The 11,634-nt window shown below is 73.6% G+C and carries 9 protein-coding genes and 1 pseudogene; 6 read left to right on the top strand and 4 right to left on the bottom strand.

Annotation, left to right across the window (positions count from 1 at the left end; all coding sequences use genetic code 11):
* Positions 1–4: 4 nt before the first annotated feature.
* The 3 genes from HCC30_RS23065 to HCC30_RS23055 are packed head-to-tail and all read left to right on the top strand — an operon-like array spanning position 5 to position 3,872.
* Complete coding sequence (locus HCC30_RS23065) at positions 5–1,285, top strand: CbiQ family ECF transporter T component (RefSeq protein ID WP_169444671.1); 1,281 nt, start codon at positions 5–7, stop codon at positions 1,283–1,285.
* The gene (locus HCC30_RS23060; protein ID WP_169444670.1) at positions 1,282–2,961 is read left to right on the top strand and encodes an ABC transporter ATP-binding protein; all 1,680 of its coding nucleotides are present in this window, start codon (positions 1,282–1,284) and stop codon (positions 2,959–2,961) included. Before HCC30_RS23065 ends, HCC30_RS23060 begins: the two co-directional genes overlap by 4 nt.
* Complete coding sequence (locus HCC30_RS23055) at positions 2,958–3,872, top strand: ECF transporter S component (RefSeq protein WP_169444669.1); 915 nt, start codon at positions 2,958–2,960, stop codon at positions 3,870–3,872. The genes HCC30_RS23060 and HCC30_RS23055 overlap by 4 nt, the downstream gene beginning before the upstream one ends.
* On the opposite strand, the gene HCC30_RS23050 is transcribed toward HCC30_RS23055, so the two are convergent.
* Positions 3,817–4,986 carry a steroid 3-ketoacyl-CoA thiolase gene (locus tag HCC30_RS23050; RefSeq protein ID WP_169444668.1) on the bottom strand — a complete coding sequence of 390 codons (1,170 nt, stop codon included), beginning with the start codon at positions 4,984–4,986 and terminating at the stop codon, positions 3,817–3,819. The genes HCC30_RS23055 and HCC30_RS23050 overlap by 56 nt on opposite strands.
* A 217-nt stretch (positions 4,987–5,203) precedes the next feature.
* Here HCC30_RS23050 and HCC30_RS23045 point away from each other — a divergent pair, with 217 nt between their 5' ends.
* Entirely contained in the window at positions 5,204–6,442 is a 1,239-nt protein-coding gene (locus HCC30_RS23045; protein WP_169444667.1) for a cytochrome P450, read from the top strand.
* Between the two features lie 62 nt (positions 6,443–6,504).
* The gene (locus HCC30_RS23040; RefSeq protein WP_169444666.1) at positions 6,505–6,882 is read left to right on the top strand and encodes an antibiotic biosynthesis monooxygenase; all 378 of its coding nucleotides are present in this window, start codon (positions 6,505–6,507) and stop codon (positions 6,880–6,882) included.
* Positions 6,883–6,971: 89 nt separating this feature from the next.
* Here HCC30_RS23040 and HCC30_RS23035 read toward each other — a convergent pair whose 3' ends face one another.
* From HCC30_RS23035 to HCC30_RS23025, 3 genes are all read right to left on the bottom strand, one after another.
* The gene (locus tag HCC30_RS23035; protein ID WP_169444665.1) at positions 6,972–7,676 is read right to left on the bottom strand and encodes an HAD-IA family hydrolase; all 705 of its coding nucleotides are present in this window, start codon (positions 7,674–7,676) and stop codon (positions 6,972–6,974) included.
* A 208-nt stretch (positions 7,677–7,884) separates the two neighbouring features.
* Positions 7,885–8,850, bottom strand: a complete 966-nt coding sequence (locus HCC30_RS23030; RefSeq protein ID WP_169444664.1) for a peptidoglycan-binding domain-containing protein — start codon at positions 8,848–8,850, stop codon at positions 7,885–7,887.
* Between the two features lie 279 nt (positions 8,851–9,129).
* Positions 9,130–11,184, bottom strand: a complete 2,055-nt coding sequence (locus HCC30_RS23025) for an MFS transporter (RefSeq protein WP_169444663.1) — start codon at positions 11,182–11,184, stop codon at positions 9,130–9,132.
* Positions 11,185–11,373: 189 nt separating this feature from the next.
* Between HCC30_RS23025 and HCC30_RS28295 the strand changes: the two are divergent.
* Positions 11,374–11,634 (top strand): annotated as a pseudogene (locus HCC30_RS28295) (hypothetical protein); the annotation flags it as partial.

Below are 11,634 nucleotides of genomic sequence, written 5' to 3'. Positions count from 1 at the left end.
CCCCATGTCCCGGGTGACCGCACGCGTGCGTGCGCCGCAGGCCGCGCGCGGCACGGCGCTGCACGCCGGCGCGTGGTGGCTGTGGGCGCTCGGGCTCGCCACCGCCGCGTCCCGCACGACGAACCCGCTGCTGCTGCTCCTGCTGGTGGCCGTCGCCGGGTACGTCGTCGCGGCCCGGCGTACGGACGCGCCCTGGGCCAGGTCGTACGGGGCCTTTCTGAAGCTCGGGCTGCTGGTGCTGGGCATCCGTCTGGTGTTCGCGTTCTTCCTCGGCAGCGCGGTGCCCGGCACGCACGTGCTCGTCACGCTGCCCGAAGTCCCGCTCCCCGACTGGGCACAGGGCGTGCGCATCGGCGGCCGGGTCACGGCGGAAGGGCTGGTCTTCGCGCTGTACGACGGGCTGAAACTCGCCACCCTGCTGATCTGCGTGGGCGCGGCGAACGCCCTCGCCAGCCCCGCGCGGCTGCTGAAGTCGCTGCCGGGCGCGCTGTACGAGGCGGGGGTCGCCGTCGTCGTCGCGATGACCTTCGCGCCGAACCTCGTCGCCGACGTGCAGCGGCGCCGTGCCGCGCGGCGGCTACGCGGCCGGGAGGACAAGGGCCTGGGCGCGCTGCTGCGGGTCGGTGTGCCCGTGCTGGAAGGTGCGCTGGAACGCTCCGTCGCGCTCGCCGCCGCCATGGACGCGCGCGGCTACGGCCGCACCGCCCGCGTACCGCCCGCCGTACGGCACACCACCACGGCGCTCACGCTCGGCGGGCTGCTCGGGGTGTGCGTCGGCACGTACGCGCTGCTGGCCGCCGAAGGCGCCGCGTACGGGCTGCCGTTGCTGCTGTGCGGGCTGGCCCTCGCGCTGGCCGGGCTGTGGCTCGGCGGCAGGCGCAGCATCCGCACCCGCTACCGGCCGGACCGCTGGGGGCCGCGCGCCTGGCTGGTCACCGCCTCCGGGGTGGCCGTCGCCGGGGTGCTGTTCTGGGCGGACGGCCCGTACGCGGCGGCGCTGCGGCCGCCCGCCGTCCCGCTGTCCCTCCCCGCCCTCCCGCTGCTGCCCGCCGCGGGCGTGCTGCTCGGGCTGCTGCCCGCGTTCGTGGCCCCGGTGCCGGCGGTGTCGGCGGCGAGCGGCGGGTCCGGGCAGGACGCGGACGGAGCGAACGAGGCCGGTGACGGCGGGACTTGGGACGACGGCCCGCGCGGCCGCGCGACGCGCACCGTCCGGCCCCGGGCCGGAACGGCGCCCTCCGTCCCGCATCGAGAGCACACCCCGTACGGACAGGAGACCGTGCAGTGATCCGCTTCGAGCAGGTCTCGGTCAGCTACGAGGGCATGGCCGAACCGACCCTCCGCGCCGTGGACCTGGAGATTCCGGAGGGCGAACTGGCCCTGCTGGTCGGCCCGTCCGGAGTCGGCAAGTCGACTCTGCTGGGCGCCGTCTCCGGGCTCGTGCCGCACTTCACCGGCGGCACGCTGCACGGCCGGGTGACCGTGGCCGGGCGTGACACCAGGACGCACAAGCCCCGTGAGATGGCCGACCTGGTCGGCACCGTCGGCCAGGACCCGCTCGCGCACTTCGTGACGGACACCGTCGAGGACGAACTCGCCTACGGGATGGAGTCCTTGGGGCTCCCCGCGCCCACCATGCGGCGCCGCGTCGAGGAGACCCTCGACCTGCTCGGCCTGGTCGAGCTGCGCGACCGCCCGATCGACACGCTCTCCGGCGGACAGCAGCAGCGCGTCGCGATCGGCTCCGTCCTCACCCCGCACCCCCGCGTCCTGGTGCTCGACGAGCCGACCTCGGCGCTGGACCCGGCGGCGGCCGAGGAGGTCCTGGCCGTACTCCAGCGCCTGGTGCACGACTTGGGCACCACCGTGCTGATGGCGGAGCACCGGCTGGAGCGCGTGGTGCAGTACGCGGACCAGGTCCTGCTGCTGCCCTCCCCCGGCGCGCCCGCCCGACTCGGCGACCCGGCGGACCTGATGGCCCTCTCCCCCGTCTGCCCGCCCGTGGTCTCGCTGGGACGGCTGGCCGGCTGGTCACCGCTGCCGCTGTCCGTACGGGACGCGCGCCGCAGGGCCGCGCCGCTGCGCGAGCGGCTCCCCGCGGAGAACGACGGACCGGAGCAGTGGCCCGGTGGCCGAGTGGCTGAGCCACTCGGCCACCCCGAGCGCGGCACCCCGCTCGCCGAGACCACCGGACTCACCCTGCGGCGCGGCCGCGTCACCGCACTGCGCGACGTCGGCTTCGCCCTCCGCGCGGGCGAGACCGTCGCCCTGATGGGACGCAACGGCGCGGGCAAGTCGACGCTCCTGAACACCCTCGTCGGCATGCACCGTCCGACGTCCGGCTCCGTCACGGTGGGCCCCGACCGCCTCGTACCGTCCCGCACGAAACCGCGCCAACTGCTGCACCACATCGGCCTGGTGCCCCAGGAACCCCGCGACCTGCTGTACGCCGACACCGTCGCGGCCGAGTGCGCCGGCGCCGACGAGGACGCGGGCGCGACCCCCGGGACCTGCCGCGCCCTGGTGACCTCCCTGCTCCCCGGAGTGCCCGACAGCACGCACCCGCGTGACCTCTCCGAGGGCCAGCGCCTCACCCTCGCCCTGGCTGTCGTCCTCACCGCACGTCCCCCCGTCCTGCTGCTGGACGAGCCGACCCGGGGGCTGGACTACGCGGCCAAGGCACGCCTCGTGGAGGTCCTCCGCTCACTCGCCGACGAGGGGCACGCCGTGCTGCTCGCCACGCACGACGTGGAGCTGGCCGCCGAACTGGCCCACCGCGTCGTGATCCTGGCCCAGGGCGAGACCGTCGCCGACGGCCCCACCGCCGAGGTGGTGACCTCGTCCCCGTCCTTCGCCCCGCAGGTCTCCAAGATCCTGGCCCCGGCCCGGTGGCTCACCGTCCCCCAGGTCCGCGGCGCGCTGTCCGCCTCCGGCCTGCCCGAACCGGACGGGGGCGCCGTATGAGCCGCGCGGAACAGTCCGTGCGGCAGGTCCGTGCGGTGCGGCTGGGGCCGCGGTCGGTGGCGGCGCTGGTGCTGGTCAGCCTCGTCGGCGTGGTCGGCTTCGGCTGGCCGCTGCTCGCCGACTCCGCTTCCGGGCTGGCGCATTCGCAGGACGCGCCCTGGCTGTTCGCCGCCCTGCTGCCGCTGCTGCTCGCCGTCGCGACGGCCACGGTGGCGGACACCGGACTCGACGCGAAGGCCGTCGCGATGCTCGGCGTGCTCGCCGCCGCCGGAGCGGCGCTCCGCCCGCTCGGCGCGGGCACGGCCGGACTGGAGCCGATGTTCTTCCTGATGGTCCTCGCCGGACGCGTACTGGGGCCGGGTTTCGGCTTCGTCCTCGCCTCGCTGTCCATGTTCGCGGGCGCGCTGCTGACCGGCGGGGTGGGCCCCTGGCTGCCGTTCCAGATGCTCAGCATGGGCTGGGTGTCCATGGGCGCGGGGCTCCTGCCGGGCCCCGACCGGCTGCGCGGGCGCCGCGAGTTGCTGCTGCTGGCCGGCTACGGGGCGGCCGCCTCGCTGCTGTACGGGCTGGTGATGAACCTCCAGGGCTGGCCGTACATCGCGGGCCTCGGCTCCGGCATCTCCTTCGTCCCCGGCGACCCGCTGCACGAGAACCTCACCCGCTACCTCGCGTACGTACTCGCCACCTCCCTCGGCTGGGACGTGCCCCGCGCGGTGCTCACCGTGGTGCTCACCCTCACGCTCGGCGGGACCGTGCTGCGTGCCCTGCGCCGCGCCACCCGCAGGGCCGCCTTCGACGCCGAGGCCGCGTTCCTGCCCGCCGTACCGCCCGCGGCGGACGGGGCGGCGGACGGGGTCAGAGGCGCTGAAGAATCGTCGCCGTCGACAGGGCACCACCCGCGCACATCGTGATCAGCGCGAACTCCTTGTCCCGGCGCTCCAGTTCGTGCAGCGCGGTGGTGACGAGCCGCGCACCGGTGGCCCCGACGGGGTGACCGAGCGCGATGGCGCCGCCGTTGACGTTGACCTTCTCCAGGTCCTGCTCGAAGACCTGCGCCCAGGAGAGCACCACGGAGGCGAACGCCTCGTTGATCTCCACCAGATCGATGTCCTTCAGCGACATGCCGGCCTTCCCCAGCACCGCGCGGGTCGCGTCGACGGGCCCGTCCAGGTGGTAGTGCGGGTCGGCGCCCACCAGCGCCTGCGCCACGATCCGGGCGCGCGGCTTCAGCTTGAAGGCGCGCGCCATCCGCCTGGACGCCCACATCACCGCGCTCGCCCCGTCGGAGATCTGCGAGGAGTTGCCCGCCGTGTGCACCGCCCCGGGGAGGACGGACTTGAGCCCGCCGAGCGCCTCCATCGAGGTCTCCCGCAGCCCCTCGTCCCGTTCGACGTGCCGCCACATACCCTCGCCCGCGGCCTGCTGCTCCTCCGTCGTCGGCACCTGGACGGCGAACGTCTCCCGCTTGAAGCGCTCCTCCGCCCACGCGGCGGCGGCCCGCTCCTGCGACAGCAGCCCGAGCGAGTCGACCCGCTCCCGGGTCAGCCCCCGGTTACGGGCGATGCGCTCGGCGGCCTCGAACTGGTTGGGCAGGTCGACGTTCCACTCGTCCGGCCAGGGCTTGCCGGGCCCGTGCTTGGAGCCGCTGCCGAGCGGCACCCTCGTCATGGCCTCCACGCCGCAGGCGATCCCGATGTCGATGACGCCGGCGGTGACCATGTTGGCGACCATGTGGTTGGCCTGCTGCGAGGAACCGCACTGGCAGTCCACCGTCGTCGCCGCCGTCTCGTACGGCAGGCCCATCGCCAGCCACGCGTTGCGCGCGGGGTTCATGGACTGCTCGCCCGCGTGCGTCACCGTCCCGCCGACGATCTGCTCGACGCAGTCGGCGTGCATACCGGTGCGCCCGAGGAGTTCACGGTAGGTCTCGCCCAGGAGGTACGCGGGATGGAGCGTCGCGAGCGCTCCTCCGCGCCTGCCGATGGGGGTGCGAACAGCCTCGACGATGACGGGTTCTGCGGCCATGGAACGTCCTTCCGGGCGGCAACGGCGCGGAACTAGTACGCGTTCTAGTTCCCGGAACAGTCTGATGAACCCGCTCCCCGCCGCGCAAGGGCCGTGCACGAGTCACGCGCACCCCGCACGCGCAAGAGGTGACGGCATGACCCTTGCCACTTGTAGAACCCGTTACTACCTTCATGGCCGATTCTGATGGGCCGTCAGACATGGACTGGAGCCGCCGATGTCCTCCTGCCCCGCGCTGCCCGACGGGTTCGACTTCACCGACCCCGACGTCTACCAGGAACGCGTCCCCATACCGGAGTTCGCACAGCTACGCGGCACCGCGCCGGTCTGGTGGATCGAGCAGCCCCGCGGCCTGGCGGGCTTCGACGACACCGGCTACTGGGCGGTGACCCGGCACGCCGACGTCAAGGAGGTCTCCACCCACCCCGAGACCTTCTCCTCGCACACCAACACCGCGATCATCCGCTTCAACGAGAGCATGACGCGGGACCAGATAGACATCCAGAAACTCATCATGCTGAACATGGACCCGCCCGAACACACCCGGGTCCGCCAGATCGTCCAGCGCGGCTTCACCCCGCGCTCCATCCGGGCGCTGGAGGACACCCTGCGCGACCGCGCCGAGCGCATCGTCGCCCGCGCCGTGCGCGAGGGCAGCGGGGACTTCGTCACCGACGTCGCCGTCGAACTGCCCCTCCAGGCCATCGCCGAACTCATCGGCGTACCCCAGGACGACCGGTCCAAGATCTTCGACTGGTCGAACAAGATGGTGGCCTACGACGACCCCGAGTACGCCATCACCCAGGAGATCGGCACCCAGTCAGCGGCCGAACTCATCAGCTACGCCATGGGGATGGCCGAATCGCGCAAGGAGTGCCCGGCCAAGGACATCGTCAGCCAGCTCGTCGCGGCGGAGGGCGAAGGGAACCTGAGCTCCGACGAGTTCGGGTTCTTCGTCATCCTCCTCGCCGTCGCCGGCAACGAGACCACCCGGAACGCGATCAGCCACGGCATGCACGCCTTCCTCACCCACCCCGAGCAGTGGGAGCTGTACAAACGCGAACGCCCCGCGACGGCCGCCGAGGAGATCGTCCGCTGGGGCACGCCCGTCGTCTCCTTCCAGCGCACCGCCACCCGGGACACCGAACTCGGCGGCGCGCACATCCGCGAGGGCGACCGCGTCGGCATCTTCTACTCCTCCGCCAACAACGACCCCGACGTCTTCGAGGCCCCCGAGGGCTTCGACATCACCCGCGACCCGAACCCCCACCTCGGCTTCGGCGGCGGCGGACCGCACTTCTGCCTCGGCAAGAGCCTCGCCGTGATGGAGATCAACCTGATCTTCAACGCCCTGGCCGACGCCTGCCCCGGCATCCGGCTCACCGGCGACGACCCGCGCCGCCTCCGCTCGGCCTGGCTCAACGGCATCAAGGAACTCCGCGTCGACTACGCCTGACCCGGAGCACCCCACCGCGGGGCGGGCATTCGGTGCGGAACGGGCCGCGAGAGGATGGGCCCATGAGCATCGTGAAGATCAACGTCCTGACCGTCCCCGAGGAGCAGCGGGAGGTGCTGGAGCAGCGCTTCGGTGCCCGCGCGGGCGCCGTGGAGAACTCCGACGGCTTCGAGTGGTTCGAGCTGCTCCGCCCGCTGGAGGGCACCGACCAGTACCTCGTCTACACCCGCTGGCGGGACGAGGAGTCCTTCCAGGCGTGGATGGAGGGCGGCATGCGGGCCTCGCACGGGCAGGCCTCGGGTTCGCAGGCTTCCGGTCCGGAAAGCGGTGAAGCACCGAAGGACGGCGAGGCCGGCGGCGAGAAGCGGAAGCCCGCCGCCACGGGTTCGACGCTGTGGTCCTTCGAGGTCGTCCAGCAGGCGGCCCCGAAGAACGCCTGAACCGCGAGGAGTTGACGCGCTCCCGGCCGGGAGCGCGCAGCCGGAAGGGCGGGGCGCACGCCGTGTGCGCCCCGCCCTTCCGCGTGCGGTCAGCCCGCGAGGTGGAGGCGCAGCCCGCCGTCCGCGAGAGGTTCGACGCGGAGCCGCTCCAGATCGTCCACGTGCACGGTCGGGCCGTACTCGGCCGCGCGCGGGCCGACGCCGACGACGCGCATCCCGGCGGCGAGGGCGGCCGCGATCCCGGCCCCGGAGTCCTCGAAGGCGACGCAGTCGGCGGGGGCGAAGCCCAGTTCGGCGGCGCCCTTGAGGAAGCCCTCGGGGTCGGGCTTGCTGGCGCTGACGCATTCGGCGGTGACCCGCACCACCGGCATCCGCAGACCGGCGGCGGCCATACGGGCGGTGGCGAGGGCGACGTCGGCGGAGGTCACCAGCGCGTGCGGCAGGTTCTCGATCGCGGCCATGAAGGCGGGCGCGCCCGGCACGGGCACGACGCCGTCGACGTCGCGGGTCTCCTGCTCCAGCATGGCGCGGTTCTCGGCCTGGTTGACCTCGTCCGGGCGGCCGGGGAGGACGGCCGCCATGGTCGCGTGGCCCTGCCGGCCGTGCGCGACGCGCAGGACCTCCTCGGCGTCCAGGCCGTTCTCGGCGCACCAGGCGCGCCAGATCCGCTCGACGACGGCGTCGGAGTTGACGAGCGTCCCGTCCATGTCGAGCAGCAGTCCGCGCGCGGTGAGGGTCTGCGGTCCGGTGGGCGCCGGGACGTCCTGCGGGTTCTGCTCCTGCGGACTCGGCATGGTGTGCGGCTCCCTGGGACTGGGGCGGGACGGCGCGGGCGGCCCGCGCGGGGGTGCAAGGTGGCCCCGCCCGCCGGTCAGGGACGCCCCGCGTCAGGTGGGGGCACGGGCGGAACCACTTTGTTCCTTCACGATACAAAGCGGAGACGCATCACGCCAAGACCGCGGGCGCCGAGCGGGGAGACATCCGTCACCGGACCGGCGGGAATCAGCCGGAGGTGTGCGACTCCAGCGCGCTCCGGGTCTCGGGCCCGTACTCCCCGGGGTGGTCCTCGCGGAGGCGGTTCGCCACCTGGTAGCGGAAGACGGCCTCCTGGACGGTGCTGGAGTACCGGCCGTCCTCGGGCGCGTCCGGCGCCAGGTACCCGGCCTGCTTGAGCCGGCGCTGGAGCACCGCGACCTCGGCGCCGGAGTCCCCGGGCGAGAGCGTCCCGCCGTCGGGCCGCTCCTCGGGCCGCTCGGGCTCCTCGCCCTCCTCCTCGGCGGCCTCCGAGGAACCGGAGGGCGAGACGGAGCCGGTGGCGGGCCTGCTCGACGAGGGGGAAGGCGACGGGGAGCCGGTCACGCCCTCGTCCGTGTGCGCGTTGCTGTCCCGGTCCGCGCGGGGCGAGGAGGGCTCGGCGGTGCGCGAGGGCACCGCGGAGGGCGAGGCGCTCTCCGGCGCCTTGCGCGTCTCCTCGCCGGACGGCAGCCCGTGCGTCGGGGCGCCGCTGGGGACGCCGGGCAGCGGGCCCTCGTCGGCGGTGACGCTGCGCTCGTCGCCGTCCCCGAGGAACTCGGCGCCGAACACCCCCGCCCCGAGCACCGTCACGACGCCGACGGCGGCCAGCACCGCGAGGGGCGTACGCCGTCGCCGGCGCCGGTGGTGGGGCGCCCGCGCGCCCGCTTCCCGTACCAGCTCGGGGGTCTCGTCCGTGCGGGGCGCTGCGGAGGCGGCGGGGACGGCGGGCATCTCCGCCGTCTCGCTGGTGCCGCAGCGCGCGAAGGGCTCCAGGTCGGGCTGGGTGCGCCCGGGCTCGCCCGCCGACGCGTCGCCCTCCGGCAGGTCGACGTACGGGCGTATGTGCATGGGGTCGACGTGGTCGGCCGCGAAGGGGCCGGTGCAGGAGCAGTCGGCGCCGCCCGCCGTGCCCCGTTCCGCGCCGCACTCCGGACAGCATCGATGTGCCGTCATCACGGCCCCCTCCCCTGGGCGTTGGCACGCGGTCTTCACACGGCCTTGCCCGAATATCCGGCAACTGTCCAAAGCCGGACCCTACGTCGTCCGCCGTCCGGCCGGTCAAGCGCGCGGCAAAGGCCGCCATAGCCGGACTTGTCGCCGCGCCGGTGCCGCGACTCTCGAACTTCCGCCTGCACACCGGGCCTTCACATCCCGCCACGGCCGGCGACGGGCCTTCCGGGAGAAGCGGACAGTGTGCCGATCCTCACGGCGAGCGGAGGGCGCGAGCCGCGCTCACCCCACCCGGGGATGGTGGTGGTCGACGGGCTCACCGCGCGGGCAGTCGCCCACCGAACCGCCGATCTCCTCGTTCAACTCGTGCACCAGTTCCGTCAGGTCCCGGGGGCGTTCGGGCGTCCACCAGTCACCCAGCAGCTCGGCCAGGGAGTTCTCCCGCGCCTGCCCGAGCCGTACAGCGGCGCCGCGGCCGTCGGCGGTGAGGACCAGCGAGAGGCCCTCGCGCTCGGCCAGCCCCTTCTCCTCCAACTGCCGCGCCCCCGCCGTGATCACGTCACGCGGCACCCACGTCCGGTCGGCCAGCAGCGAGGGCTGCACCGAGCCCTCGTGCCGGATGCGCAGCAGCATCCAGCAGGCCGCCGGCCGCAGGTCGACCCGGGCCCGCTCGCCGATCCGCTCGTACAGGTCGTGCCGTCCCTCGCGGGTGCTCAGGACGGACAGCGCGCGGGAGAGTTCCTCCTCCGAGGAGCGCTCCACGGGGTGCGTGGCCAGGGTCTCGCTGGCGTCCGGGGTGCGCACGCTGTCGCGCAGCGGCTGCTCCCGCAGGAACAGGGCGAGCACGAAGGCGACCAGGGCGACGGGGACGGCGTAGAGGAAGACGTCGGTGATGGCCGAGGAGTACGCGTCGAGCACGCCCTCCCGCACGTTCGAGGGCAACTCGCCGACCGCGCGCGGGTCCTGCTGGAGCGTGGCGGGCGTCGTCCCCGGCGGGAGCTGTGCTCCGCGCAGCGCGGAGGCCAGGTTGCCGCTCAGCAGGCTGGTGAAGACGGCGCCGAACACCGCGACGCCGAACGAGGCGCCGATGGACCGGAAGAAGCTCGCCCCCGAGGTGGCGACGCCGAGGTTCTCGTAGCCGACGGCATTCTGCACGGCCAGCACCAGCACCTGCATGACCAGGCCGAGCCCGAGGCCGAAGACGAAGAAACAGAGGCTCATTTCGAGCGTCGAGCTGGTGGTGTCCAGGCCGTGCAGCAACAGCAGCCCGCCGGCCGTGACCGCCGTCCCCGCGACGGGGAAGATCTTCCAGCGTCCCGTGTGGCTCACCAGCTGCCCGGACACCGTCGTGGACAGCAGCATTCCGGCCACCATCGGCAGCATGTGGACGCCCGACATGGTGGGCGTGATGCCGTGCACGACCTGGAGGAAGGTCGGCAGGTACGTCATGGCCCCGAACATGGCGAAGCCGACGACGAACCCGATGACCGAGCACAGCGTGAACGTCCGGCTGCGGAACAGCCCCAGCGGGAGCACCGGTTCGGACGCCCGCCGCTCCACCCGGATGAACAGCGCCAGCGCCACGGCGGCGAGCAGCGCGAGCCCGAGCGTCTGCCACGAGAGCCACGGCCAGCTGGTGCCGCCCAGCGAGGTCAGCAGCACGAGACACATGGCGACGCCCGCGATGAGCAGGGTGCCCAGGTAGTCGATGCGGTGGAAGCGCCGTCCCGTCGGGATGTGCAGCGCCAGCGCGACGACCACGAGCGCGACGGCGCCGACGGGCACGTTGATGTAGAACACCCAGCGCCAGTCGAGGTGTTCGGTGAAGAAGCCGCCCAGCAGCGGCCCGAGCACGCTCGTCGCGCCGAAGACGGCACCGAACAGGCCCTGGTAGCGGCCCCGTTCCCGGGGCGGCACCAGATCGCCGACGATCGCCATGGAGAGCGTCATCAGCCCGCCGCCGCCGAGGCCCTGGAGCGCCCGGAAGCCGATGAGCTGCGGCATGTCCTGGGCGATGCCGCAGAGCACGGAGCCGACGAGGAAGAGGCCGATCGCCGTCTGGAACAGCTTCTTCCGCCCGTAGAGGTCCCCCAGCTTGCCCCAGAGCGGAGTGGCCGCCGTCGCCGCCAGCAGATAGGCGGTGACCACCCACGAGAGATGGTCGAGCCCACCGAGGTCGCTGACGATGGTCGGCAGCGCGGTGGCGACGATGGTCTGGTCGAGCGCCGCCAGCAGCATGCCGAGCAGCAGCGCTCCGATGGACAGCAGGACGTCACGCCGCGGACGTTCCCCGCCCGGATGGGCGGGGGCCGCGGCGGACGCGGGCTCCGTCGTCATGTGCGCTTCGCTCCTCTCCCGTCCGCGGCCGGGCGGTCACTCCATCCTCACGTCAGCGGCGCACAACGGCCTGTTGGGAGCCGGATCGCGCGACCGGCCCGCGCGGACCGGCCGGTTCGGGCACAATTGCTGCCACTTTCCAGGGGTGGGGACTTTCCAGGAATGGGACTTCCAGGGGGTGGGAGACCGGTGAGCGGAAGCACCGATGCCGCGGGCGGTACGGGCAGCGGCATGCACTGCCCGGTGTGCTTACGGGCGGCGAATGCCAAGGGCCTGCTGAGCTGCGGCTGCGCGAGCGTCGCCGTCCACGACGGGGCGGCCCCCGGGCCGGACCCGGCCGACCTGGCCCTCTTCGCGGAACCGGCGGCACCGGACCGTCCGGCGTACGCCGCAGCCCCGCGCCCGGGGCGCGCTGTCGCGGGCGGGCCCGCCGGGCGCCGCGCCCCGGCC

It is taken from the genome of Streptomyces sp. HNM0574 (assembly GCF_012726235.1).
In the GTDB taxonomy this organism is placed as follows: Bacteria; Actinomycetota; Actinomycetes; order Streptomycetales; family Streptomycetaceae; genus Streptomyces.
The sequence above is the reverse complement of the archived record's forward strand: the minus strand, read 5'-3'. Positions and strand labels throughout refer to the sequence as shown.